Annotated in this window: 23 protein-coding genes; 7 read left to right on the top strand and 16 right to left on the bottom strand. The window is 72.7% G+C overall.

Annotated features, from left to right (window positions below):
- Positions 1-4 precede the first annotated feature (4 nt).
- A complete protein-coding gene (locus tag ABLE53_RS12180) occupies positions 5-748 on the top strand; it encodes a sirohydrochlorin chelatase (protein WP_348859209.1) in 744 nt (247 codons plus the stop codon).
- Positions 749-759: 11 nt separating this feature from the next.
- Here the strand turns inward: ABLE53_RS12180 and ABLE53_RS12175 are convergent, their stop codons facing one another.
- The 8 genes from ABLE53_RS12175 to ABLE53_RS12140 form a co-directional block, all read right to left on the bottom strand.
- Positions 760-1,170: a DUF3037 domain-containing protein gene (locus tag ABLE53_RS12175; protein ID WP_348859208.1), complete on the bottom strand. Its 411-nt coding sequence runs from the start codon at positions 1,168-1,170 to the stop codon at positions 760-762.
- On the bottom strand, positions 1,170-1,973 hold the full coding sequence (locus ABLE53_RS12170) for a HipA family kinase (protein ID WP_348859207.1): 804 nt from the start codon (positions 1,971-1,973) through the stop codon (positions 1,170-1,172). The genes ABLE53_RS12175 and ABLE53_RS12170 overlap by 1 nt, the downstream gene beginning before the upstream one ends.
- Positions 1,970-2,812, bottom strand: a complete 843-nt coding sequence (locus ABLE53_RS12165) for a polyphosphate kinase 2 family protein (protein ID WP_348859206.1) — start codon at positions 2,810-2,812, stop codon at positions 1,970-1,972. Before ABLE53_RS12165 ends, ABLE53_RS12170 begins: the two co-directional genes overlap by 4 nt.
- A gap of 10 nt (positions 2,813-2,822) precedes the next feature.
- Entirely contained in the window at positions 2,823-3,548 is a 726-nt protein-coding gene (locus ABLE53_RS12160; protein WP_348859205.1) for a GNAT family N-acetyltransferase, read from the bottom strand.
- A gap of 12 nt (positions 3,549-3,560) precedes the next feature.
- Complete coding sequence (locus ABLE53_RS12155; RefSeq protein ID WP_425474869.1) at positions 3,561-4,091, bottom strand: phosphoribosyltransferase; 531 nt, start codon at positions 4,089-4,091, stop codon at positions 3,561-3,563.
- A complete protein-coding gene (locus tag ABLE53_RS12150) occupies positions 4,088-4,783 on the bottom strand; it encodes a regulatory protein RecX (protein WP_348859204.1) in 696 nt (231 codons plus the stop codon). Before ABLE53_RS12150 ends, ABLE53_RS12155 begins: the two co-directional genes overlap by 4 nt.
- Positions 4,773-5,825: a recombinase RecA gene (gene recA / locus ABLE53_RS12145; RefSeq protein ID WP_348859203.1), complete on the bottom strand. Its 1,053-nt coding sequence runs from the start codon at positions 5,823-5,825 to the stop codon at positions 4,773-4,775. Before recA ends, ABLE53_RS12150 begins: the two co-directional genes overlap by 11 nt.
- 239 nt (positions 5,826-6,064) lie before the next feature.
- Positions 6,065-6,259, bottom strand: a complete 195-nt coding sequence (locus ABLE53_RS12140) for a DUF3046 domain-containing protein (RefSeq protein ID WP_348859202.1) — start codon at positions 6,257-6,259, stop codon at positions 6,065-6,067.
- 144 nt (positions 6,260-6,403) lie between these two features.
- Here ABLE53_RS12140 and ABLE53_RS12135 point away from each other — a divergent pair, with 144 nt between their 5' ends.
- Positions 6,404-7,213 (top strand): class I SAM-dependent methyltransferase, encoded by an 810-nt coding sequence (locus ABLE53_RS12135; protein ID WP_348859201.1) that lies wholly within the window; start codon positions 6,404-6,406, stop codon positions 7,211-7,213.
- Here ABLE53_RS12135 and ABLE53_RS12130 read toward each other — a convergent pair.
- From ABLE53_RS12130 to ABLE53_RS12115, 4 genes are read right to left on the bottom strand one after another with little or no spacing between them, the layout of a single operon-like run.
- Positions 7,210-8,361: a methyltransferase domain-containing protein gene (locus ABLE53_RS12130; RefSeq protein ID WP_348859200.1), complete on the bottom strand. Its 1,152-nt coding sequence runs from the start codon at positions 8,359-8,361 to the stop codon at positions 7,210-7,212. The two genes, ABLE53_RS12135 and ABLE53_RS12130, sit on opposite strands and share 4 nt — an antisense overlap.
- Entirely contained in the window at positions 8,358-9,173 is an 816-nt protein-coding gene (locus ABLE53_RS12125) for an ABC transporter permease (protein ID WP_348859199.1), read from the bottom strand. The genes ABLE53_RS12130 and ABLE53_RS12125 overlap by 4 nt, the downstream gene beginning before the upstream one ends.
- Positions 9,173-10,006 carry an ABC transporter permease gene (locus tag ABLE53_RS12120; RefSeq protein ID WP_348859198.1) on the bottom strand — a complete coding sequence of 278 codons (834 nt, stop codon included), beginning with the start codon at positions 10,004-10,006 and terminating at the stop codon, positions 9,173-9,175. Before ABLE53_RS12120 ends, ABLE53_RS12125 begins: the two co-directional genes overlap by 1 nt.
- Positions 10,006-10,935, bottom strand: coding sequence for an ABC transporter ATP-binding protein (locus tag ABLE53_RS12115; RefSeq protein WP_425474868.1), 930 nt, complete (start codon positions 10,933-10,935; stop codon positions 10,006-10,008). Before ABLE53_RS12115 ends, ABLE53_RS12120 begins: the two co-directional genes overlap by 1 nt.
- Before the next feature lie 119 nt (positions 10,936-11,054).
- On the opposite strand from ABLE53_RS12115, the gene ABLE53_RS12110 reads away from it, so the two are divergent.
- Genes ABLE53_RS12110 through ABLE53_RS12100 form a run of 3 tightly spaced genes read left to right on the top strand, consistent with a single transcriptional unit; the run spans position 11,055 to position 14,100 of the window.
- Entirely contained in the window at positions 11,055-13,121 is a 2,067-nt protein-coding gene (locus ABLE53_RS12110; RefSeq protein WP_348859196.1) for a HelD family protein, read from the top strand.
- Positions 13,118-13,720 (top strand): GNAT family N-acetyltransferase, encoded by a 603-nt coding sequence (locus ABLE53_RS12105; protein ID WP_348859194.1) that lies wholly within the window; start codon positions 13,118-13,120, stop codon positions 13,718-13,720. The genes ABLE53_RS12110 and ABLE53_RS12105 overlap by 4 nt, the downstream gene beginning before the upstream one ends.
- Positions 13,717-14,100, top strand: a complete 384-nt coding sequence (locus ABLE53_RS12100) for a RidA family protein (protein WP_348859192.1) — start codon at positions 13,717-13,719, stop codon at positions 14,098-14,100. The genes ABLE53_RS12105 and ABLE53_RS12100 overlap by 4 nt, the downstream gene beginning before the upstream one ends.
- Before the next feature lie 7 nt (positions 14,101-14,107).
- Here the strand turns inward: ABLE53_RS12100 and ABLE53_RS12095 are convergent, their stop codons facing one another.
- The gene (locus ABLE53_RS12095) at positions 14,108-14,683 is read right to left on the bottom strand and encodes a DUF4188 domain-containing protein (RefSeq protein WP_348859191.1); all 576 of its coding nucleotides are present in this window, start codon (positions 14,681-14,683) and stop codon (positions 14,108-14,110) included.
- Between the two features lie 103 nt (positions 14,684-14,786).
- Between ABLE53_RS12095 and ABLE53_RS12090 the strand changes: the two genes are divergently transcribed.
- Both ABLE53_RS12090 and ABLE53_RS12085 read left to right on the top strand, forming a co-directional pair.
- Entirely contained in the window at positions 14,787-19,361 is a 4,575-nt protein-coding gene (locus ABLE53_RS12090) for an ATP-dependent helicase (RefSeq protein ID WP_348859190.1), read from the top strand.
- Positions 19,354-20,103, top strand: a complete 750-nt coding sequence (locus tag ABLE53_RS12085) for a DNA-formamidopyrimidine glycosylase family protein (protein ID WP_348859189.1) — start codon at positions 19,354-19,356, stop codon at positions 20,101-20,103. The genes ABLE53_RS12090 and ABLE53_RS12085 overlap by 8 nt, the downstream gene beginning before the upstream one ends.
- A gap of 9 nt (positions 20,104-20,112) precedes the next feature.
- Here the strand turns inward: ABLE53_RS12085 and ABLE53_RS12080 are convergent, their stop codons facing one another.
- The 3 genes from ABLE53_RS12080 to ABLE53_RS12070 form a co-directional block, all read right to left on the bottom strand.
- Complete coding sequence (locus ABLE53_RS12080) at positions 20,113-20,412, bottom strand: helix-turn-helix domain-containing protein (RefSeq protein ID WP_348859188.1); 300 nt, start codon at positions 20,410-20,412, stop codon at positions 20,113-20,115.
- A gap of 62 nt (positions 20,413-20,474) precedes the next feature.
- The gene (locus ABLE53_RS12075; RefSeq protein WP_348859187.1) at positions 20,475-20,963 is read right to left on the bottom strand and encodes a CinA family protein; all 489 of its coding nucleotides are present in this window, start codon (positions 20,961-20,963) and stop codon (positions 20,475-20,477) included.
- Positions 20,964-21,045: 82 nt separating this feature from the next.
- A complete protein-coding gene (locus tag ABLE53_RS12070; RefSeq protein WP_348859186.1) occupies positions 21,046-23,598 on the bottom strand; it encodes an ExeM/NucH family extracellular endonuclease in 2,553 nt (850 codons plus the stop codon).
- Positions 23,599-23,665 lie beyond the last annotated feature (67 nt).

Below are 23,665 nucleotides of genomic sequence, written 5' to 3'. Positions count from 1 at the left end.
ACTGATGGCCGCTCCTGCCCTGGTCGCACTGGCCCACGGCAGCCGTGACCCCCGGTCGGCCGCCACCGTCAACGCCCTCGTCGCCGAGGTCCGCGCGCAGCGTCCCGACCTCCGCATCGAGGCCTCCTTCCTCGAGCTGTCGAAGCCGTCGTTCGACACCGTGATCGACAAGCTCGTGAAGGCCGGCCACGACGAGGTCGTCGTCGTACCCCTCCTGCTCACCGACGCGTACCACGCCAAGGTCGACGTGCCCTCGGCCGTCGCCGCCGCGATGGAGCGCCACCCCGGGCTCAAGATCCAGACCACCTCGATCCTCGGACTCGAGGCCCGCTTCCTGCAGGTCCTCGACGAGCGGCTCCGCGCTGCGCTCAAGGCCAACCGCGTCCGCGAGCTCGACGCGCTCGTGCTCGCGGCCGCCGGCTCGAGCGACCCGCTGGCCAACCAGTCCGTCGCCCGGCTCGCCCGGATCTGGGGCGCCCACCACAAGCTGCCGGTCACGGCGGCCTACGCCTCCGCCGCGCCGCCGGCCACCGGCGAGGCCGTCCGCGCCTTCCGGCAGGAGGGGCGCCGCCACATCGCCGTCGCGTCGCTGTTCCTCGCCCCGGGCTTCCTGCCCGACCGGGCCAAGGAGCTCGCGCTCGAGGCCGGTGCCGTCGCCGTCTCCGAGCCGCTCGGCGCCCACGCCGAGGTCGCCCGCACCATCCTCGCGAGGTACGCCGTCGGCGCCGTCGAGATGGTCCCCGTCTGACCGTCGGGGCCTCAGGGGACGAGGCGCTCCAGGAGGGCCTCCAGCTCGTGCCGTGCGTCGGAGGTCATGCCGCCGTGGACGGGCCCGGGCTGGAGGACGGTGCTCTTGGGTGCCTTGATCAGGCCGAAGCGCGAGCTCTGGTCGTCGCTGAGCGCCCGGACGCCGTACGCCGTGGCGCGCACGCCGACGCCCGCGCCGTCCCGCGGTTGCCCGGCACACAGGAGGTCGACCGCCTCGAGCGCCGATCGGACGCCGCGGAGGTCCAGGTCCGGGGCGAAGGCGGTGAGCCGCTCCTCGTCGAGGCGCCAGGCGGCGCCGAGGAACTCCTCCTCGGGGCAGTAGAGGGCGATGCCGACGTTGACGAACTCCTCGCGGTCGGTGCGGGGCACGCAGCGGAGGACGACGTACTGGTAGGCGTGCATCACATGCCCCCGACCGCCTGGGCCGACGGCAGCCACGCCCGGCCGCCGCCGAGGCGGGCGCGCAGGAACTCGACGTAGCGCCGCCGCAGTGCGACCGCGTCCTCCGCGCCCGGGACGGGCTCCAGCCACGGGTCGGGTACGTCAGCGACGACCTGTCGCAGGACGTCGTCGGTCAGCCGCGCGCCGAGTCCCTCGTCCTGGGCGAGCGCGCGGTCGGCGTACGCCCTCATGACGTGCTCGGAGACGTCGTAGGGCTGCGTCGCGAACCGCTCCGGGCTGCCCGCACCGCCCGGCCAGGAGTGGTGGAAGTAGAGCGAGGCACCGTGGTCGATCGCGTAGAGCACGCCGTTCCAGACCAGCAGGTTGGGGTTGCGCCAGCTGCGGTCGACGTTGGCGATGAGGGCGTCGAGCCAGAGGATCCGGCCGGCAAGGTCGGGGTCGGGGTCGTACGCCCCGTCGAAGCCGAACGCACCCGCGAGGAAGTCGATCCCGAGGTTGAGACCGGCGCTGGCGTTCAGCAGGTCCTGCACCTCCTCGTCGGCCTCGTAGCGCGCGATCGCCGGGTCGAGGTCGAGGACGACCTGATCGGGGGTCGCGATCTCCAGCGCCCTGCACAGGCCCGCCACGATCACCTCGGCGACGAGCACGCGCAGGCCCTGCCCGGCACCTCGGAACTTGCAGACGTAGGTGCCGAGGTCCTCCGCCTCGACGATCCCGGGGAGGCTCCCGCCCTCGCGGAGAGGAGTGACGTAGCGGGTGACCCGGACCTGCGGCAGGCCGCGGTCCGCCGGTGGCGCGGTCACCTGATGGTGTCCTCGGCCAGCCGCTTCTTCTCCGCCGCGATGTCGAAGTCGGCGTCCGGCCAGTCGAGGTCCATCGACTCGAGCGTCTCGTGAAGGAGCCTCCCGACCGCGAGGTTGCGGTACCACTTCTTGTCGCTCGGCACGATGTGCCAGGGGGCGTGGTCGGTGTTGGTGCGCTCGATGGCGATCTCGTACGCCGTGGTGTAGTCCGCCCAGAGCTGCCGCTCGTCCACGTCGCCGGGGTTGTACTTCCAGTACTTCGTCGGGTCCTCGAGCCGCGCCAGGAGGCGCTGCTTCTGCTCCTCGGGCGAGATGTGGAGCATGCACTTGAGCACGACGGTGCCCTCGTCCGTCAGGCGCCTCTCGAAGTCGTTGATCGCGCCGTAGCGGCGCTCGATCTCCTCCGGCGGCGCGAACTGCCGCACGCGCTGGATCAGGACGTCCTCGTAGTGCGAGCGGTCGAAGACGCCGACCTCCCCGGCGCCCGGCACGGCCCTCTCGATGCGCCACAGGAAGTCGTGGGCGAGCTCCGCCTCGGTGGGCGCCTTGAACGAGGTGATGCGTACGCCGACGGGGTCCACGAGGCCGACGGTGTGCTTGAGCACGCCGCCCTTGCCGGAGGTGTCCATCCCCTGGAGCACCAGCAGCAGCTGCCGCTGCTCACCCGACTTGCCGACGGCGAAGAGCTTGGTCTGCAGCTCCAGCAGCGACGGCCCGAGGTCGGCGAGCCTCTCCTCGCCCTCGTCCTTGTCCCCCTTGACGCCGGGCGTGCTGTCGGTGGCGTACGCCGAGAGGTCCACCGGCCCCTTGGGCACCCGCAGATGGTCGAGGAGGCTCATGCGGCGAACCCTACCGAGGCGTCGACCCGCCGACGACCCGCCCGACCACCCGGTTGAGGTCGAGGGTGCAGGCCACCAGGGTGGCGACGCTGCCGTCGCGCTGCGGCTCGTCGAACCAGGCGCCCTCCTCGAAGCCCAGCTTCGTGAGGAGGCGCAGCGACGCACCGTTGCGATGGTCCGGCGCAGCGAACGCGACCGGCGCGGACGGGTAGCGCGCCACCACCGTGCCGAGCCACACCCACAGCATCCGGGTCGCGATCCCCCGGCCGGTCCACGCCCGCTCCCCGATCAGGTAGTCGACGCCCACGGCGTCGGGATCCACCGGCGCCACCTGCGCGAGCCCCTCGTGGTCGCCCACCCGGTAGTCCTGCACCAGCCCCACCGACCGGCCGTTGGCCTCGCCGACCCACATCGTCGTCGGCTCGTCGCCGTCGATCCGCGGGCCGTAGCGCGCCGTCACCGACTCGAGGGTGGGCTCCTCCGCGGGATCGAACCACTCACGCACGTGGTCGGCCTGCCGCCAGCGCGTGACCAGCGGCAGGTCGCCACGGACCATCGGGCGCAGCGCGACCAGCGGCATCGGATCTCGGCTGAACTCCTTGACCTCGCCGGACAGGTCAAGGGCGTACGCCGCCGCCAGGCCGATCCGCTCGGCCGCGGCCGCCCACGGCTCACCCGGCCCGGCGATGCCGGCGAGCCGGCGGTCGGCATGGCGTACGACGATCGGCGTGGGCATCGTGGCCGAGGGTCAGTGCGCCATCCCGCCGTGGCGGTCGACGAGCGGTGGCTGCGCGGACCAGGGGAAGTCGATCCACTGCTCGGTGCGGCGCCAGACGAAGTCGGGCCGGATGACGGAACGAGGCTTCTCGTAGATGACGGCTGTCCTGGCCTCGGCCACGTGGCCCTCGCAGAATTGCTGCACGATCTCCAGCGTCCTGCCGGTGTCGGCGACGTCGTCCGCGATGAGCACCCGGAGGCCGTTGAGATCCACGGCCGCCGGGGTCGGCGGCAGCATGATGGGGACCTCGAGCCGCTGGTCGACGCCGGTGTAGAACTCGACGTTCACGGCCGAGAGGTTCTTGACGTCGAGGGCATAGCCGAGCCCCATCCCCAGCCCGAGGCCGCCCCTGGCGATGGACAGGACCAGGTCGGGCTCGTAGCCGCTGTCGACCACCTGCTGTGCGAGCTCGCGCACGGCGAGGCCGAACATCTCGTAGGTCAGCACCTCCCGGGCAGGGGTGGCGGCGTCGGGCGTCTCTGCGTCGGGCTCAGGCGTCACGCGTCAGATTCTGGCATCCCGTCGCCGAGCTCGTCTGCGCCGAGCTCGTCACGCACGATCGCGAAGGCGACGCCGGGGCCGTAGCCCTTGCGAGCCAGCATCCCGACGAGGCGACGGACCTTCGTCTGCTCGTCGAGCCGGGACATGGACCGCAGCTTCTTGCGGACCAGCGAGCGCCCCGCTGCCCGCTCGTCGTCGGGGTCGACCTCGTCGAGCGCCTCGCGGGCGATCTCGTCGTCGACGCCCTTGCGTCGCAGCTCCTGGGCCAACGCGCGCCGGGCCAGGCCCTTGCCGGGCTGCCGACTGGCGATCCAGCTGCGGGCGAAGGCGGCGTCGTCGACGAGTCCGACCTCCTCGAACCGGTCGAGCAGCCGGGTGGCGATCTCGTCGGGGACGTTGCGCTTGGCCAGCTTCTCGGCCAGCACCTTGCGGCTGCGGGCCTGGCCGGTCAGCTGGTCGAGCAGGATCTTGCGGGCGACGGCCTCGTGGTCGGGCTCAGGGTCCTCGCTGGTGGGACGCTCGGGCCCGTCGGGCCCGTCGGGCGCGGTGGACGCGCGGCGGGTCCACGCGTCCACTCCGTCCGAGACGTCTCCGAGCCAGTCGGGTGGCGAGAGATCCGGCGGATCGACGAGATCCGCCGGATCGGGCCTGTCGAGCGCCGTCCCGAGCTCGTCGAGGGGATCAGAAGTCATCGACACCGATCGGGTCGGCCGGAGCGCCGTCGACCGGCTGGTCGACGGTGGGACCGACGCCGAGCTTCTCGAGGATCTTCTTCTCCAGCTCGTTGGCGAGGTCGGGGTTGTCCCGCAGGAAGTTGCGGGCGTTCTCCTTGCCCTGGCCGAGCTGGTCGCCCTCGTAGGTGAACCAGGCACCGGCCTTGCGGATCAGCCCCGCCTCGACGCCGACATCGATGAGGCCGCCCTCACGGCTGATGCCCTGGCCGTACATGATGTCGAACTCGGCCTGCTTGAACGGTGGGGCCACCTTGTTCTTCACGACCTTGACGCGGGTGCGGTTGCCGACCATGTCGGAGCCGTCCTTGAGCGTCTCGATGCGCCGCACGTCGAGGCGGACCGAGGCGTAGAACTTCAGCGCCCGGCCACCGGTGGTGGTCTCCGGCGAACCGAACATGACGCCGATCTTCTCGCGCAGCTGGTTGATGAAGATCGCGGTCGTGCCGGCGCTGTTGAGCGCGCCGGTCATCTTCCGCAGCGCCTGGCTCATCAGCCGGGCCTGGAGGCCGACGTGGCTGTCGCCCATCTCACCCTCGATCTCGGCGCGCGGCACGAGGGCCGCGACGGAGTCGATGACGATGAGGTCGAGGGCACCGGAGCGGATCAGCATGTCGGCGATCTCGAGCGCCTGCTCGCCCGAGTCGGGCTGGCTGACCAGGAGAGCGTCGGTGTCGACGCCGAGCGCCTTGGCGTAGTCCGGGTCGAGGGCGTGCTCGGCGTCGATGAAGGCCACGATCCCGCCGGCCCGCTGGGCGCTGGCCACGGCGTGCAGCGCGACCGTCGTCTTACCGGAGGACTCGGGGCCGTAGATCTCCACGACCCGGCCCCGTGGCAGGCCGCCCAGGCCGAGCGCCACATCGAGGGCGATCGACCCGGTGGGGATCACCTCGAGGGGGGCGCGGGAGTCGTCGCCCAGTCGCATGACCGAGCCCTTGCCGAACTGCCGCTCGATGTTGGCGAGCGCGGCGTCGAGCGCCTTCTCGCGGTCACCACCAGCCATGATGTTCCTTCCCTGCGGAGTCTGCTTGCCCCGCTTCTGCGTCGCTTGTCCTCGTGTTCTCGTCATCAAGGCTGGACGCTAGACGGGGCCACCGACAGTCCTCGCCGAGTGCCTGTGGATCACGTCGACCAGCGCGCCACCTGTGGACACAATCTAGCCCGAACAGATGTTCGATGCACCCCATTGTCGCGGGCGTGTCGCGGATCCGCCGGAGTCGTTCCCCCGGCGGATAGGACGGGTCAGCGCTCGCGCGGGGGCAGCCCGAGCACGCGCCAGACCGCCGCCCAGACCTCCTTCGGAGGAACACCGGCCGCGAGCGCCTCCGACGCCGTACGCCCACCGAGCTCGGCGATGACGAACTGGTCCGCCCAGACGCGGTAGTAGCCCGCGCCCAGGGCGTCCTCCATCCGCGACCAGAACTCGGTGTGTCTCACCCGTCCTGGGTATCACACGACCCGTGACGCGGCCCCCACCTGGGCGAGGTGCCCGGAGGTAAACCGGCGTAGCGTCCTTCGACTACCCCGGGGCGTACGCCGTCCGGCGCCGCGTCGCCGGGGCCATCGCTGGGGAGGGCGACCATGACCACCTATCCGTTCGCCGACCGGTCCAACGAGCACCGGCGTCTCATCGCGCAGGGCAGCCTCTTCGACCCGCTCACCGACAGGCTCTTCGCACAAGCCGGGCTGGCTCCGGGCATGCAGGTGCTGGACCTCGGCAGCGGCGCAGGCAACGTCACGCGGCTCGCCGCCGACCGGGTGGGCCGAGACGGCCGGGTGATGGGAATCGACGCCGACCCGGCCGCGGTCGAGCTCGCCACGGCCGCTACCGAGCAGCCCAACGTCGAGTACCGCGTCGGCGACGTCTCGACGCTCGACGGGCTCGACGGCGAGGTCGACGCGGTGGTCGGCCGGCTCGTGCTGATGTATCTCCCCGACCCCGCCGACGCGCTGCGCCGTGCCGCCCGGCGGATCCGCCCGGGTGGGCTGATCTGCCTCCACGAGGGCGACCTCGAGTACCTGCCGGCCGGCGGTCCGCCCACGCCGCTGTGGACCCAGGTGCACCACTGGTTCGTCGAGGCACTACAGAAGGCCGGCGTCGCCACCCGGCTCGGCCCCGACCTCTTCACCACGTTCCGTGCCGCGGGGCTCCCGGCGCCGCACCTGGTGGTCGAGCAGTACGCCGAGGGCGGCCCCGGCGCACCCGCCTGGGCGTGGGCCAACGTCTACTCCTCCGCCCTTCCGCTCATGGAGCGGTTCGGCCTCGCCACCCGCGCCCAGCTCGACCCGGAGACGCTCGCCGACCGGCTCCTCGCCGAGACGCTCTCCGTCCACGGCTGCGTCCTGGGCCCGCCCATGACCGGTGCGTGGTGCCGGCTGCCGCTGGCCTAGGCGCGACGGGCCAGGACGTCGAGCCACACCTCGCCGCGCAGTCCGTCGGCGTGGCCCACCTCGACGACCTTCCAGCCCGCCTGCCCGAGGGCGGCCCGGAGAGGCTCCTCACGCCAGTACACGAACAGCCGCGGAGCCGCCACCCGCCCATGGGTGGACCAGGCCTCGCCGTCGCCCTCCTTGAGCGAGACGTGCAGCACTCCCCCGCGACGCGTCACCTCGGCGAGGCGGCGCAGGACGGCCGGGAGGTCCTCGCGGGCGACGTGGAGCAGGCACGCGCTGGCCCAGACCGCGTCGTAGGGCCGGTCCGGCTCCGCAGGGTCGCGCAGGTCGTCGACGAGCGGGTCGAGGACGTCAGCCTCGTGGCCGCTGCCGCGGAGGAGCTCGGCGAACGCCGGCGTGATGTCGGTACGCCGCACCCGCGCTCTCCCGGCCTCGAGCGCGAGCGCGTCGCGGCCGCCGCCGCTGCCGATCTCGAGGACGTGGCAGCCGGGACCGACCAGGGCGAGGAAGCGGTCCATGACCGAGCGGAGCGACTCCCCGATCTCGGTGGTGCCGGCGGCGTAGTCGGCCGCTGCCCCGTCGTAGGCCGCCACCGTCGCGGCCCTCCCGGCCGAGCGGACGTCCCAGAGATGGTGGACGGCGTCATGGAGGTGGTAGCGCCCGATGCTCTCCACCGTGAACTCGCTGCCGTCGGAGCGCAGCCCGCGCCGCCCCCACGCTCCCGGCGGCACCGACTCGTAGACGTCGGCCGCCTCGTCGGCGGCGTCGAGGAGCTCGGCGGCGACGGTCTCCGGATCCTGGAGGCGGTAGCGCTCGGCGACCGCCGTGGCGTCCTGGTCCCAGTTGGCGAACGTCGGAGTGTCCTCGGCGAGCATCAGCCGGACCCGCTCGGCGAAGAGCCGGTGGGCGTCGCGGACGTGGGCGGCGTACTCGAGGGTCGACCAGACTCCCGCCCGTGGGCGGTCCCGCACGTGGGGCGCAGCCAGGTGCGCCTCCCAGTCGGTCGCGTTGTCGCGGATCGCCGGCGCGAGCCGGTCCATCGTCACCTCGCCGGCGACGTAGCCGCACTCCGGGCAGGGTCGGTCCAGCACCCAGGTCCAGTCCTTGGTGTCCGGCTCGATCCGCTCCGAGGAGTCGTCGCTCACGTGAGCAGCAGCCTGTCCAGCCGGCGGCGTACGACGGCGAGGCCGACCAGCCCCATGACGACGAGGTAGACGACGGAGACCGCCGAGCCCCACGAGAGCGCGCCGGTGGTCAGCTCGCGGCAGAGCACGACCCCGCGGTAGAGCGGCGTGCACTCGACGATCCAGCGCAGCCACTCGGGGAAGGCCGTGATCGGGAAGAAGGTCGCCGAGAAGAGGAACATCGGCATGATCGCGAGCGTGATGTATTCGAAGTCCTGCCAGGACCGCATCCAGGTCGTCAGCGCCATCCCGATCGCGCCGAAGGCGAGCCCGATGAGCAGCGCGGCCGGTACGACGAGCAGCGCCCACCAGGAGCCGACGAGCCCCATGCAGAGCATGATCACCACGAACGCGGCCGAGTAGATCCCACCCCGGGAGAGCGACCAGGCCAGCTCGCCGCGGGCGATGTCGAGCGTCGTCAGCGGCGTCGCGAGCATCTGGTCGAAGAGCTTGTTGTACTTGAGCTTGAAGAAGAAGTTGAACGTCGCGTCCATGACCGCACCGTTCATCGCCGACGCGGCGACCATCCCCGGGGCCACGAAGTCGCGGTAGCCGATCTCGGCGCCGTTGAACTCGAAGCCGTGCACCAGCTTGCCGACGCCGATGCCGATCGAGAACAGGTAGAAGACCGGCTCGAGGAAGCCGGACACGAAGACGTACCACGCGCGCCGGTAGGCCAGTAGGTTGCGGTAGAGCAGCAGCGAGGTGGCCTCGCCCGCTCCGAGGCGGCGGGCTGCGTCGGGAGCGCCGACGGCGGCGGTGACGACGCTCATCACTGCACCAGCCTTCGGTCGAGCCGGCGCACGGCCCACCACCAGCCGAGCGCCGCCAGGACGGCGAGGTAGGCGACGTGGGCAACCGCCCAGCTGCCGTCGACCCGGCCGAGCACCAGCATCCGGGTGAGGTCGACGCCCTGCCAGAGCGGCGTCACCTTGGCGATCGCCTCCATGACGGACCCGAGGTTGCTGATCGGGAAGAAGGTGCCGGAGAAGAGGGTCAGCGGGATCATCCCGAGCCGGAAGATCAGCGAGAACGACGACTCGTCCTCCAGCCCGCACGCGAAGGCGTAGATGGGCGTGGCGAACGCCAGCCCGAGCAGCAGCTGCACGAGCACCGCCACCAGCGTGCCCCACACCGACTCGAAGACCCCGAACGGCGCCAGGATCGCGATGAACACCGCGCAGGTGGTGAGGACGCGGAACATCACGAACGCCAGGTGGGCGACGATGATGTCCTTGACCCCCAGGGGCGTGGCGTGCATCGAGAAGTAGATCTTCTGCCACTTCACCATCCCCATCACGGGGTAGGTGACCTCGCCGAAGACGGTCGTCATCGCCTGGGTCGCGACCATGCCGGGCGCCACGTAGGCGAGGTAGGACGTCGCGCCGTCGAGCCGCGACGGGTCGCTGGTCACGAAGCCGCCGAGCAGCACGCCCATCGCGAGGATGTAGAGGAACGGCGTCACGAAGGACGTGATGACGCTGCCCTTCCAGGTGCGCTTGTAGGCGATCAGCCAGTAGTCCAGCAGCCTCAGCGCGCCGCCCAGCGGCGTGGCGGGCGCCGGCGGCGTACGCATGCTGACGTCGGGCACGTCGACGGTCGCCATCAGTCCACCAGGGTCCGTCCGGTCAGGCGGAGGAAGACGTCCTCCAGGGTCGAGCGGCGCACGAGCGACGCCACCGGCCGCAGACCCCGGTTGTGGACGGCCTCGAGGACCGCCTCGCCGTCGTCGCTGTAGAGCAGCAGCCGGTCGGGCAGCACCTCGACCCGCTCGGCGAGGTCCTCGACCTTCGAGGCGAGCGCGTCGTGCTCACCGACGCCGAAGCGCAGCTCGGCCACCTCGCGGGAGGAGTGCTCGGTGATCAGGTCGAGCGGCGCACCGCGGGCCACGATCAGGCCGTGGTCCATCACCACGAGCTCGTCGCACAGCTGCTCGGCCTCGTCCATGTAGTGCGTCGTGAGGAGCAGCGTCACGCCCTGCTGCTTGAGCCGGAAGAGCCGGTCCCAGATGACGTGGCGGGCCTGCGGGTCGAGGCCGGTGGTCGGCTCGTCGAGGACCAGCAGCTCGGGCCGGTTGACCAGGCTGCGGGCGATGGTGAGCCGCCGCTTCATGCCGCCGGAGAGGTCCTCGACCTTCGCCTCGGCCTTCTCGGTGAGCTGCACGAAGTCGAGCAGCTCGTCGATCCGCTCGCGGACGACCCTGCGTGGGAGCCCGAAGTAGCGCCCGTAGACGTAGAGGTTCTCCCTGACGTTGAGCTCGGTGTCGAGGGTGTCCTCCTGCGGGCAGACCCCGATCCGGGCGCGGATCTCGGGACCCTGGGTCGCCGGGTCGAGACCGAGGATCCGCAGCTCTCCGCCGGTCGCCGGCGAGACGCAGCAGATCATCCGCATCGTCGAGGACTTGCCGGCGCCGTTCGGCCCGAGGAAGCCGAAGGCGACGCCCTTGCGGACCTCCACGTCGATGCCCCGCACCGCCTCGAAGTCGCCGAAGGACTTGCGGAGGCCGTGCGCCGAGATCATCACGTCGAGGGTCACGGACGCAACGCTAGGGACTCCTACCGACAATCCGCACCCGCATAATCCGCTCGTACGCCGAGACCCGGGTCGCGTAGGGTGCTGCGGTTTGCCACACGACGATCCCGGGAGTGCGCGCGATGACCAGCGGAGAGACCGAGCTCCAGCGGGAGCAGGCCTACCTCGAGGCCTCACGGGCCAACCTCGCGCGCATGCGCGCCCGAGTCGCCGCGCTCGACGGCCGGCACGCGGGCAACTGGGTCTCCGCGGAGGTCCTGGAGTGGACGCTGGCGGAGCGGATGAGGCAGCTCGCCGACGACCCCGACGTCCCCCTCTTCTTCGGGCGGACCGACACCGCCGCCGAGTCGTTCCACCTCGGTCGCCGGCACGTCTCCGACCCCGACGGCGAGCCGATGGTCGTCGACTGGCGGGCGCCGGTGAGCGTGCCGTTCTACCGCGCCACCCGCACCGAGCCGATGGGGATCGCGCGACGGCGGCGCTACGGCTTCGCCCACGGGTCGCTGACCGGGTTCGAGGACGAGGACCTGGCCGGCGGGCACGAGGCGGAGCACTCGGCGATCCTCGAGGCGGAGATCGAGCGCCCGCGCGTCGGCCCGATGCGCGACATCGTCGCCACGATCCAGCCGGAGCAGGACGTCATCGTCCGCGCCGACCTCGCCCGCACGATCGTCGTGCAGGGCGCTCCGGGGACCGGCAAGACGGCGGTCGGGCTGCACCGGGCGGCGTACCTCCTCTACGCGCACCGCGACCAGCTCACCCGGCGCGGGGTGCTCGTGGTCGGGCCGAACGCGAGCTTCCTGCGCTACATCCGCGACGTGCTGCCCGCGCTCGGCGAGATCGACGCGAAGCAGGCGACCATCGAGGAGCTGGTCGCCGAGCGCGGCACGGTCCGGGCGGCCGAGCCGGCCGACGTGGCGACCCTCAAGGGCGACGCGCGGATGGCGGAGGTGCTGCGCCGGGCGGTCTGGTCGCAGCTCGGCTCGGTCGAGGAGGCGCTGGTCGTGCCGCGGGGGTCCCGTCGGTGGCGGGTCTCGGCGTACGAGGCGCGCGACGTGGTCGGAAGCCTGCGGGCCAACGACCTGCGGTACGCCGCCGGCCGGGCGCTCCTCCCGCGCGCGCTCGCTCACCGCGTGCTCGTCCAGATGGAGCGCGCGGGCGAGTCGCCGGACGACCGCGTGCACGACGCGGTGGCGAGGGCGAAGCCCGTGAAGGATTACGCCGCCCGGCTCTGGCCCGAGGTCACGCCCGCGAAGCTGCTCTTCCGGCTGCTGTCGGAGCCGGCCCTCCTGGCCGAGTCGGCCGCCGGCGTACTCACCGAGGAGGAGCAGTCCCTGCTGCTCTGGGCCACGCCGCCGCGGTCGGCCGGCACCGCCCGCTGGACGCTCGCCGACCTCGTTCTCCTGGACGAGATCGCCGACCTGCTCGACCGGACGCCGTCGGTCGCCCACATCGTCGCCGACGAGGCGCAGGACCTCTCGGCGATGATGCTGCGCGCCCTGGGGCGGCGCTCGGCGACCGGGTCGCTGACGGTGCTCGGCGACCTCGCCCAGGCGACCACGCCGTGGGCGTCGCGCTCGTGGGCCGACGCGCTCGCCCACCTCGGCAAGCCCGACGGCCACGTCGAGCAGCTCACCCGCGGCTTCCGCGTGCCCGCCGACGTCATCTCGTACGCCGCCCGGCTGCTTCCACGGATCGCTCCCGACCTCGAGCCGCCGGTGGCCGTACGCCGGGCCCGGGGCGAGCTGACCCGCACCACCGACCCGCTCGGAGCGGTGCTCGCCGACGTCGTCGGCCGGGTCGGATCGGTGGGGCTGATCGTCCCCGACGCCGGCCTCGCCACCGCGCGGCGCGAGCTGGAGGCCGCCGGGCTCAGCTATGCGGTGGTCGGCGAGGAGGCCCCGGACGGGCGAGGCGATCCCGAGAGCGCTGCCTCGCTCGCGACCGAGTTCGACGTCCACCTCGACCTCGTGCCGGCATCGCTCGCCAAGGGCCTGGAGTTCGACCACGTCGTGCTCGACGACCCGGCCGGGATCGTCACCGGCGAGCCGGACCGCGACACCGGGCTCCGCCGGCTCTACGTCTGCCTCACCCGGGCGGTCAGCACGCTCGTCGTACGCCATCGCGACGACCTGCCGCCGGAGCTCGAGGGCGCGATGTCGGCGCCGGCTGCGACGATGGCCCCATGACCCAGACCGCGAGCGTTCCCCCGACCGAGGAGCGCCCCGACCCGCTCGACGCGGTCCACTGGCCGGTGCGTACCGACCGGCTGTCGCTGCGGCGAGCCACCGCCGAGGATCTCGAGGCCACCTGGCGCTTCCGACGCCTGCCCGAGGTCCACGAGTGGCTGTCGGCGGCGACCACGGACCCCTACGTCTATCGCGAGGAGTTCCTCCGCCCGCAGCGCCTCGCCACGCTGCTCGTGATCGAGCTCGAAGGCCGCGTGATCGGGGACCTCATGCTCCGGGTCGAGGACGCCTGGGCGCAGCGGGAGGCCGCGGAGCTGGCCCGCAACACCCAGGCCGAGCTGGGCTGGTGCCTCGACCCGGCCTACGCCGGCCAGGGCCTCGCCACCGAAGCGGTGCGGGAGCTCGTCGACCTCGCGTTCGGGCCGCTCGGGCTGCGCCGGGTCTACGCCCAGTGCTTCGCCGACAACGAGCCGTCCTGGCGGTTGATGGAGCGGCTGGGGATGCGCCGCGAGGAGCACACCGTCAGGGAGTCGCTCCACCGCACTCGCGGGTGGCTCGACGGGCTGTCCTACGCGCTGCTGGCGGAGGAGTGGCGGTGAGCCGGTTCCACGCCCGCTCGGGGTCGCCGTTCGAGGCGACGATCGGCTTCAGCCGCGCGGTCCGCGACGGCCACCTGGTCGCGGTCAGCGGCACCGGCCCGGTCTGGCCCGACGGGGCAGTCGACCCCGATCCCGCTGCCCAGGCGCGGCGCTGCTGGGAGATCACCCTCACCGCGCTGGCGGAGCTCGGCGGCCGGCCGGAGGACGTGATCCGGACCCGGCAGTACGTCACGGACACCACGGTCGCGGAGGCGGTCGGCGCCGTCCACGGCGAGATCTTCGGTGAGATCCGGCCGGCCTCCACGCTCGTGATCGTCGCCGGTCTCGTGGACCCGCGGTGGGTGGTCGAGGTGGAGCTGGACGCGGTCGTGCGGACCTGACATCACCTCAGGGCGCGTCGGCGTACTCCGGGGTCGTTGTGCCCATCCGGCGGTTGGCGTCCACAACTGGCTCGCCGGCGCCGCGCTCGTGCAGGCCGAGCGCCCTGGCGAGGCCGAAGGCGGGCATGTTGCCGTAGACGCTCTCGATGCTCTCCCGCGGCACGACGTAGGTCTCGTGGAAGATGCCGACGTCGCCGGTGCCGGCGGCCGCGCGGTTGAACTCCGCCCACGCGGGCGCGTGGAGCATCCCGGAGTTGCGGGCGTAGCGGCCGAGTTCCTCGGCGCTGCGCCAGTACTGCACCACGACGATGGTCCGGCCGCCGACCAGGGGCTGTGCGTGGAGCAGTCCCGCGTTGGTGCGCATCGCCTCGATGATCATCGGCCGCATGGCGCGGAAGACCGGCCACCAGGAGCCGACCCGGCGGAGGCGGTTGATCCGCATGCCGACGAGGAAGACCACGACCTCCTGGTCGGGCAGGTCGGCGACGTACTGGCCCCCGAGGACCCTCTTCGGCGCCCGCGCCGGCGCCCGCTCGTAACCGCGCGGCACCCGGCGCGGCCTCGGGATGTGAGTCACGGACATGCACCGAACGTCCCACCGGCGTACGACGGCGGCAACCGCTGCACGGCAAAGTCTGTGGATCGTGGCGGGCAGGACTGTCGGTGGCGGGTGTCAGGATGGAGCGGTGACCGATCCCCTCGCCCGCTTCAGCGAGCCGACCCGTTCGTGGTTCGCCGCTGCCTTCGCCGCGCCGACGCCGGCGCAGTCGGGCGCGTGGCAGGCGATCGGGGCCAGCCGGCATGCGCTCGTGGTCGCGCCGACGGGGTCGGGCAAGACGCTCAGCGCGTTCCTGTGGTCGATCGACTCGCTGATGACCGAGCCCGTCCCGGAGAAGGCGATGCGTTGCCGGGTGCTCTACGTCAGCCCGCTCAAGGCGCTCGGGGTGGACGTGGAGCGCAACCTGCGGGCGCCGCTGACTGGCATCCGGCAGACCGCCGAGCGGCTCGGCGTCGCCGTGCCGGAGCTGCGGGTCGGCGTGCGGTCCGGCGACACCCCCGCCCAGGAGCGCCGGCGGCTCACCACGACGCCGCCCGACATCCTGATCACGACGCCCGAGTCGCTCTTCCTGATGCTGACCAGCCAGGCGCGAGAGTCGCTGCGCGGCGTCGAGACGGTCATCGTCGACGAGGTGCACGCCGTCGCCGGCACCAAGCGCGGGGCCCATCTCGCGCTGACCCTCGAGCGGCTCGACGCACTCCTCGACCGCCCGGCCCAGCGGATCGGGCTCTCCGCGACCGTGCGGCCGCTCGAGGAGGTGGCCCGCTTCCTGGGCGGCACCGCGCCGGTCGAGATCGTCGCGCCGCCGGCCGACAAGCGGTGGGACCTGCAGGTCGTCGTGCCGGTGGAGGACATGACGGAGCCGGAGGCCTACGACGACCAGGACGGCGGCGAGCCCGATCGCCACGCCTCCCTCTGGCCCCACGTGGAGGAGCGGGTCGCCGACCTCATCGGGCAGCACCGGTCGACGATCGTCTTCGCCAACTCCCGCAGGCTCGCCGAGCGGCTGACGGCGCGGCTCAACGAGATCGCGTCCGACCGGGTGTGGGAGACGACCGCCCCGCCGGCCCACGTGATGGCGCAGTCCGGGCAGTCCTACGGCGCGGCAGAAGTGATCGCGAAGGCCCACCACGGCTCGGTGTCGAAGGAGCAGCGGGCGCTGATCGAGGACGACCTCAAGGGCGGCAGGCTGCCGGCGGTCGTCGCCACCAGCAGTCTCGAGCTCGGCATCGACATGGGCGCCGTCGACCTCGTGGTCCAGATCGAGTCGCCGCCGAGCGTCGCGAGCGCCCTGCAGCGGGTCGGCCGGGCCGGCCACCAGGTCGGCGAGGTGTCCCGCGGCGTGCTGTTCCCGAAGCACCGGGGCGACCTCGCGCAGACCGCGGTGAGCGTGCAGCGGATGCGGGCCGGGCTGATCGAGGCGCTCTCGGTCCCCGCGAACCCCCTCGACGTCCTCGCCCAGCAGATCGTCGCCGCCACCGCACTCGACAGCTGGCACGTCGACGATCTGTTCGAGCTGGTGCGCCGCGCGGCTTCCTACACCTCGCTGCCGCGGAGCGCCTTCGACGCGACCCTCGACCTCCTCTCGGGGCGCTACCCCAGCGACGAGTTCGCCGAGCTGCGGCCGCGGATCGTCTGGGACCGCGTGACCGGCCTGATCACCGGGCGGCCCGGGTCGCAGCGGCTCGCGGTGACCAGCGGAGGCACGATCCCGGACCGCGGACTGTTCGGGGTCTACCTCGTCGGCGGGGAGGGCCCGGGCAGACGGGTCGGAGAGCTCGACGAGGAGATGGTCTACGAGTCGCGGGTAGGCGATGTGTTCGCCCTCGGCGCGACCAGCTGGAAGATCGAGGACATCACCCACGACCGGGTGCTCGTCTCCCCCGCCCCGGGCGTGCCCGGGCGACTGCCGTTCTGGAAGGGCGACAGCCTGGGGAGGCCCGCCGAGCTCGGCGAGGCGGTGGGCGCCTACGCCCGCGAGCTGTCCGCGCTGCCGAAGCCGAAGGCCGAGGCACGGGCGCGGGAGGCCGGCCTGGACGAGTACGCCGCCGGCAACCTCGTCGGTTACCTCCACGAGCAGGTGGAGGCCACCCGGGTGCTGCCGAGCGACACCAGCATCGTGGTCGAGCGGTTCCGCGACGAGCTCGGCGACTGGCGGCTGGTCGTCCACTCCCCCTACGGCACCCCCGTCCACGCCCCGTGGGCGCTCGCGATCAACGCCCGGCTGCGCGAGCGGTTCGGCGTCGACGGGCAGGCGGTCGCGTCCGACGACGGCATCGTGGTCCGCATCCCCGACACCGAGGCGGAGCCGCCCGGGGGCGACGTGATCGTCTTCGCGCCCGACGAGATCGAGGACCTCGTCACGACCGAGGTCGGCGGCTCGGCACTGTTCGCGAGCCGCTTCCGCGAGTGCGCGGCGCGTGCCCTGCTGCTCCCGCGCCGCGACCCGGGCCGGCGCAGCCCGCTCTGGCAGCAGCGGCAGCGTTCCGCGGCGCTGCTGCAGGTCGCCGCCCAGTACCCCAGCTTCCCGATCATCCTCGAGGCGGTGCGCGAGTGCCTGCGCGACGTCTACGACCTGCCCGCCCTCGTGGCGCTGCTGGAGCGGGTCGAGCGCCGCGAGATCCAGGTAGTCGACGTGGCCACGCCGACCCCGTCGCCGTACGCCCGGACGCTGCTGTTCGGCTACGTCGCGCAGTTCATGTACGAAGGTGACTCCCCCATCGCCGAGCGCCGCGCCGCCGCGCTCACCCTCGACCAGGGCCTGCTCGCCGAGCTGCTTGGCCGTGCGGAGCTGCGCGAGCTCCTCGACCCCGAGGTGCTCGCGGAGGTGGAGTCCGAGCTCCAGCGCACGGCGACCGACCGGCGCGCCCGCGGCGCTGAGGGCGTCGTGGACCTGCTCCGCGTCGTCGGTCCCCTCACCACCGACGAGGTGGTCGAGCGTGCCGTCCCCGGCGACGTCGCGACCTGGCTCGCAGAGCTGGCGGCGGCGCGGCGGGTCGTCGAGGTCAGGATCGGCGGCGAGGAGCGGTGGGCCGTCGTGGAGGACGTCGCACGCCTGCGCGACGGCCTCGGGGTGCCGGTGCCGCCGGGGGTGGCGTCGGCGTTCACCGAGCCGGTCGAGGACCCGGTCGGCGACCTGGTGTCGCGCTATGCGCGCACCCACGGTCCATTCACCTCGCTCGACGTCGCGCGCCGCCTGGGCCTGGGCGACGCGGTGGTCCGCCATACCCTGGAGCGCCTCTCTGCCCGCGGCCGCGTCCTCGACGGAGAGTTCCGCCCGCAAGGGGCCGGTCAGGAGTGGTGCGACGCCGACGTGCTCCGCACGCTCCGGCGGCGGTCGCTGGCGCGGCTCCGCAAGGAGATCGAGCCGGTGGAGCCCGCCGCGCTCGGCCGTTTCCTGCCGGCTTGGCAGAAGGTCGTCCCGACGGGCCCGGCAGCGGGTCGGCGCGGCGCCCTCCGCGGCGTCGACGGCGTGCTCAGCGTCGTCGACCAGCTGGCGGGCTGCCCGGTGCCGGCCAGCGCGCTGGAGTCGCTGGTCCTGCCGGCGCGGGTGATCGACTACGAGCCTTCCTACCTCGACGAGCTCACCGCCTCCGGCGAGGTGCTGTGGGTGGGCCACGGCGCGCTGCCCGGCAGCGACGGCTGGGTCTCGCTCCACCTGGCCGACAGCGCCGACCTCACCATGCCTGAGCCGGCTGCCGGCACGGATCCCGGCACCGAGCTGGCCGAGCGGGTGCTCGACGCCCTCGCGCCCGGCGGCGCATGGTTCTTCCGCCAGCTCGCCGGTGCCGTCGACGCCACCGATGACAAGGCCCTCGCCGAGACCCTGTGGGACCTCGTCTGGGCCGGCAGGATCAGCAACGACACCCTGATGCCGCTGCGGGCGCTAATCCGCTCCGGCACGCCGAGCCACCGCAGCCGCCGGCCGCCGCCGCGGGCACGCGTGCGAGGCTCGCGTTACACCGGCGGCGCCCGGATGCCTGCCCGCACCGGACCGCCCGAGACAGCGGGGCGCTGGACGATCCTGCCGCCGGTCGACCTGGACCCGACGCGACGTGCCCACGCGGCGGCCGAGCGCCTGCTCGAGCGCCACGGCGTCGTGACCCGGGGCGCCGTGACCAGCGAGCGCACGCCGGGCGGCTTCGCCGCGGTCTACAAGGTGCTGTCCGCCTTCGAGGAGAGCGGCCGCTGCCGGCGGGGCTACTTCGTGGAGGGCCTCGGCGCCGCCCAGTTCGGCACCGCGGGCGCCGTCGACCGCCTGCGCACCTTCGCCCGCGCCCCCGACGAGACCGACCCCAAGCCCTCCGCGGTCGCGCTGGCCGCGACGGACCCCGCCAACCCCTACGGCGCCGCGCTGCCGTGGCCCTCCGCCGACTCCGCCGACAGCGCCGGCGGGACGGGCCACCGGCCCGGTCGGAAGGCCGGGGCGATCGTCGTGCTGGTGGACGGCGAGCTGGTCATGTACGTCGAGCGCGGTGGACGCACGCTGCTGACCTGGTCCGACGAGCCGGACCTGCTCGAGCCCGCGGCCGAGACGCTCGCCGCGGCGGTCCGGCGCGGAGCGCTCGGCAGGCTCACCGTCGAGCGGGCCGACGGCGCGGCCCTGCTCGGCGCCGGGGACACGCCGCTGCGGCAGGCGCTCCAGTTCGCCGGATTCGTCGCGACACCGCGTGGGCTGAGGCTGCGGTCGGGCGATGCCTGAGGGCGATGCGGTCCGGCGTACGGCCCGGCTGCTCGACCGCGGGCTCAGCGGCCAGGACCTCGTCCGCAGCGACTTCCGGGTGCCCCAGCTGGCCACGGTCGACCTGGGTGGCGGCACCGTGGTCGCCACCGTCCCTCGCGGCAAGCACCTGCTCACCCGGATCGACCACCGCACCGGGGAGTGGACCCTCCACACCCACCTGAAGATGGAGGGCAGCTGGCGGGTGATGGAGGCCGGCCGCCGCTGGCCCAAGCCCGGTCACCAGGCCCGGGTCGTGCTGCGGACGGCCACCACCGAGGCCGTCGGGTTCCTGCTCGGCGTCGTCGAGCTGGTCCGCCGCGAGCGGGAGCAGGACCTGCTGGCCCATCTCGGTCCCGACCTGCTCGGGGCCGACTGGGACGAGGACGAGGCGCTCCGGCGGCTCCTGGCCGAGCCCGACGTCCCGCTGTTCGAGGCGATCCGCGACCAGCGGAAGGTGGCCGGCGTGGGCACGATCTACGCCGCCGAGACCTCGTTCCTCGCCGGCGTCCACCCCATGAGGGCGGTCGGCGAGGTCCCGGATCTGCGCCGGATGCTGGCCCGTACGCGCGAGCTCATGGACGCCGAGTGGGCGATGAAGGGTCGGATGTGGGTCTATGGCCGTCGGGCCTGCCGACGGTGCGGCGGCACGGTGACGGTGCTGCGCGTGGGACCGGCCGGTGAGGAGCGGCCGGCGTACCTCTGCGCCAACTGCCAGCGCTGAAGCGTCCGGTCAGGCGGCGGAGGCGACGACCTCGCCCGCGGCACGGACCGGGATCGGCGTGGGCAGGGCGGCGGCCTCCTCGGTCGCGACCGCGTCCGAGACCTCGCGCAGGACGTCCGACAGCCTCACGTCGAGTGCCGTGCACAGCGAGGCGAGGAGCTCGGAGGAGGCCTCCTTCTGGCCGCGCTCGATCTCCGAGATGTAGCCCAGGCTCACCCGGGCCTCGGCCGAGACCTCGCGCAGGGTCATCCCGCGCTCCATCCGCTGAGCGCGGAGCACGTCGCCGAGAAGTCGACGGAACAGGACCATGCGGTCAGCCTCCTCCACTCAGGCGGGTCGTCGGGGATGTCGCGGTCGTTGCTGGCCCAACGCTACCCGACGGCTGGTTCTTCCCGCCTCAGCACGTCCTCCAGTTCCTGGAGGGCCCGCTCACAGGTGGCCGCCTGGATGTCGGTCCGGCCGCCTGACAGCTCCAGCAGCGCCGACGTGACCAGCCCCGGACCGGCGAGGCCGACGTACACCGTCCCGGGCGGCTTTCCCTCCTGGGCGTCCGGTCCGGCGACGCCGGTGGTGGCGATCGCGTACGACGAGCCGGTGATCGCCTTCACGCCGGTGGCCATCGCCTCGGCGCACTCGGCGGAGACGACGCCGACCCCGTCGATGATCTCCCGGGGTACGTCGAGGATCGAGTGCTTCAGCTCGGTGGCGTACGTCACCACGCCGCCGAGGTAGGTCTCCGACGCCCCGGGCGTGTCGGTGAGCAACGCGGCGAGTCGCCCGCCGGTCAGCGACTCGGCGGTGGCGACGGTGTGGCCACCGGCCCTCAGCAGCAGGTGGACCCGGGTCGCGAGCTCGCTCATGGCCAGACCCTACGACCTGCCGGCGTACGCCGGTGGCCGCCCCGCCCTCGCGGCAGGCGGCCACCGGTGTCACTCACGCGTTCTAGTCGGAGGCACGCGCCGGCAGGTCGATGCCGACGATCTCCGGGTTGTGGTCCGACGCGCGGAACACGTTGTCGCCCTGGTAGAGGATCGTGGCGTTGTAGTTGTAGCGGCTGTACTCGAAGCCGACCTGCTCCTGAGCGTTGATCTGCCACACGTCCACGCCGGTGACCCACGACTTGGCGGCGGCATTGGCGAAGACGTGGTCGAGGGAGCCGTCCATGCCGTCGAAGGAGTACGTCGCCTCCCCGCCGTTCAGCTCGCCGTTGAGCTCGTGGAACGGCTCGCTCGCGGCGCCGTCGACCGTGTCCGACTCGAGCACCTGGACCGGGTCCTCCTCGGAGTAGGCGTTGAAGTCACCGGTCAGGAAGACCCGGTCGGTCTTGTCCTTGGCCTCGACCGTCGTCGCGAACTTCTTGAGCGCCTTCGCCTGGGCGATGCGGGCGGGATTGGCAAGCCCCTGGCCGGTGCCGTCGTCCTCCCCCGACCCCTTCGACTTGAAATGGTTGACGATGACGAGGAAGGCGTCGGCGCGGGGGTGCCCGATCGGCTTGAACGCCTGGGCCAGCGGCTCGCGGGCGTCCTGGAAGGCGCCACCGTCGCCGGACTGTCCGGTCAGGACGTACGAGCGGCCGATCGGGGTGACGTCGGCCGGCTTGTAGATGAAGCCGGTCCGGATCACGTCCTGCTGCTCGAGCGGCGGGAGGTTGGCCGCGTCGGGCGAGGGGGCGTACGCCCAGGTGCCGGCGCCGGCGTCGGCGTTGAGCGCGGCCACGAGCTTGCCGATGGCGTAGTCGCGGTCCTTGCCGAACCAGGCGGAGTTCTCCAGCTCCTCGAGGCTGACGATGCTCGCGCCGAGGCTGTTGATCGCCTTCACGATCTTCACCTGCTGGCGCTTCAGGCTCTCCTCGGTCGCGGCGCCGCGCGGCCCGGGTTCGCCGTTCGGGCCCTCGCAGACGTTGTCGCTGATGTGGTTGCCCGCCCGGTCGTCGTAGTACGTGCAGGTGCCGAGACCGCTGTCGACGTACTCCTCCCCCGTCGTCGGGAAGTAGTTGAGGACGTTGAACGTCGCCAGCCGGAGGTCGCCGCCGACGTCGCGCGGCTTCGCGTTGTCGGCGCGGGTGTCGGAGAAGGTCGCGACGTCGTGGCCGTCGTCGCCGTCCGCGAGCGGCGTGGTGGGCTGGAAGTTCCAGGCGTCGTAGCGGTACTCCAGGACCACCGGCTCGTGGAAGCTCACCGCCGAGCCGATCCGGACCGGGTTGTCCGACGTGAGCCAGGTGAACGGCGTGCCCTTGCTGCTGTTGAAGTTGGTGCTGCGGCCGTCGTCGAGGGTGATCTCGCGGGCGGCGTTGTCGGCCTCGACCGCGGCGATCGCGTCGCTGTCCTGGGCGTCGGCGACCTCGGTCGGGGTGACCAGCGGGTGGTCCCCGTGGGCGAGGACGAACGACCCGTAGTAGTTGGCGTCGTAGTTGTCGCTGACGGTGAAGTCACCGCTCGGGACCACGACCTCGCCCTCGTGGGCCTGCTTCTCCGCGTCGGTGTCCAGGTCGCTCCACGGGACCTGCAGCGGCGCGACGTCGCCGAGCGGGCTGTCGAGCTCGGTCACGCCGCCGGAGGACGGGGTGAGCTCGGTGGTGCCCTGGTACTCGCTGACCTTGCCCGTCACCGAGACGCTGTCGCCGACCTTCACACCGGCCGAGGTCGCGGCCGAGCCATAGACGAAGATCGCGTCCGAGCGGCCGTCGGTCGGGCTGCCGGACGGATCCTCGATGTAGAGGCCGTTGAAGCCGCCGGTGCCGTAGTACGCCGTCACGACGCCCTCGGTGGTGACCGTGTCGCCGACCATCGGCGAGGTGTCGCCGGAGCCCTGGATGTCGGCGATCGGCTCGTTCTCCGGCGTCGGCGGCTCGCCGCCACCGCCGCTCCCCGAGTCCGTCGGCGAGGGGGCGGCCAGAGTGAAGTCGGCCGCGTTGTCGTCGGTGTCGGCGCCGTCGGCGGTGCGGTTGAGGGACTGGGTGGCGGTGGCCGCCTTGGTCGCCGCCGCACCCTCGTAGCTCGCGGCACCGCTGCCGCCGAAGAAGTCGACCAGTCCGTCGGTGCCGGTCACGTCGCCCGACGTGGCGATGATGCTGGTGCCCTCCTGGAGGGCGACCTGCCCGCCGGCCGCCGCCATGCTGAACGCGGGGGAGGCGGTCTGGTCGGGCGTCGGGAGGGCGGTGCCGTTGGTGCCGGACTTGCTCATCTGGACGAGCCAGTGGCCGTGGGCGGGGACCGTGCCGGCCAGAGCGTACGGCGTACCCCCGGAGCCCCCGCCGGCGGACCGGTAGTGGATCGCCAGGCCGTTCAGCGAGATCGCGGCGTCGGTCGGGTTGTAGAGCTCGACGAAGTCGGCGTCGTACACCGCTCCCGAGTTACCGCCGGCGCCGTACACCTCGCTGATGACGAGCCCGGTGCCATCCGGATTCGCGTGTGCCGGCGCGAGGTAGCCGGTCAGTCCCGCGACGGTGAGGGCGAGCGCGGCGGAGACGGCGATTCTGCGACGTGCAGAGGACATGCGTTCACGACTTCCTGATCGGTGGCTGACCGAGCGAAACTATCCCCGCGCCTCCGGACGCGAAACG

Origin of the sequence: Nocardioides asiaticus (assembly GCF_040049175.1) — a bacterium.
GTDB lineage: Bacteria > Actinomycetota > Actinomycetes > Propionibacteriales > Nocardioidaceae > Nocardioides > Nocardioides cheoyonin.
The sequence above is the reverse complement of the archived record's forward strand: the minus strand, read 5'-3'. Positions and strand labels throughout refer to the sequence as shown.

What these genes read in the sequence shown, in the direction of transcription:
- ABLE53_RS12180 (WP_348859209.1), top strand. Translation starts at nt 5, where the DNA reads ATGGCCGCTCCTGCCCTGGTCGCACTGGCCCACGGCAGCCGTGACCCC.
- ABLE53_RS12175 (WP_348859208.1), bottom strand. Translation starts at nt 1,170, where the DNA reads ATGCACGCCTACCAGTACGTCGTCCTCCGCTGCGTGCCCCGCACCGAC.
- ABLE53_RS12165 (WP_348859206.1), bottom strand. Translation starts at nt 2,812, where the DNA reads ATGAGCCTCCTCGACCATCTGCGGGTGCCCAAGGGGCCGGTGGACCTC.
- ABLE53_RS12160 (WP_348859205.1), bottom strand. Translation starts at nt 3,548, where the DNA reads ATGCCCACGCCGATCGTCGTACGCCATGCCGACCGCCGGCTCGCCGGC.
- ABLE53_RS12150 (WP_348859204.1), bottom strand. Translation starts at nt 4,783, where the DNA reads ATGACTTCTGATCCCCTCGACGAGCTCGGGACGGCGCTCGACAGGCCC.
- recA (WP_348859203.1), bottom strand. Translation starts at nt 5,825, where the DNA reads ATGGCTGGTGGTGACCGCGAGAAGGCGCTCGACGCCGCGCTCGCCAAC.
- ABLE53_RS12135 (WP_348859201.1), top strand. Translation starts at nt 6,404, where the DNA reads ATGACCACCTATCCGTTCGCCGACCGGTCCAACGAGCACCGGCGTCTC.
- ABLE53_RS12125 (WP_348859199.1), bottom strand. Translation starts at nt 9,173, where the DNA reads ATGAGCGTCGTCACCGCCGCCGTCGGCGCTCCCGACGCAGCCCGCCGC.
- ABLE53_RS12120 (WP_348859198.1), bottom strand. Translation starts at nt 10,006, where the DNA reads ATGGCGACCGTCGACGTGCCCGACGTCAGCATGCGTACGCCGCCGGCG.
- ABLE53_RS12110 (WP_348859196.1), top strand. Translation starts at nt 11,055, where the DNA reads ATGACCAGCGGAGAGACCGAGCTCCAGCGGGAGCAGGCCTACCTCGAG.
- ABLE53_RS12105 (WP_348859194.1), top strand. Translation starts at nt 13,118, where the DNA reads ATGACCCAGACCGCGAGCGTTCCCCCGACCGAGGAGCGCCCCGACCCG.
- ABLE53_RS12095 (WP_348859191.1), bottom strand. Translation starts at nt 14,683, where the DNA reads ATGTCCGTGACTCACATCCCGAGGCCGCGCCGGGTGCCGCGCGGTTAC.
- ABLE53_RS12085 (WP_348859189.1), top strand. Translation starts at nt 19,354, where the DNA reads ATGCCTGAGGGCGATGCGGTCCGGCGTACGGCCCGGCTGCTCGACCGC.
- ABLE53_RS12080 (WP_348859188.1), bottom strand. Translation starts at nt 20,412, where the DNA reads ATGGTCCTGTTCCGTCGACTTCTCGGCGACGTGCTCCGCGCTCAGCGG.
- ABLE53_RS12075 (WP_348859187.1), bottom strand. Translation starts at nt 20,963, where the DNA reads ATGAGCGAGCTCGCGACCCGGGTCCACCTGCTGCTGAGGGCCGGTGGC.
- ABLE53_RS12070 (WP_348859186.1), bottom strand. Translation starts at nt 23,598, where the DNA reads ATGTCCTCTGCACGTCGCAGAATCGCCGTCTCCGCCGCGCTCGCCCTC.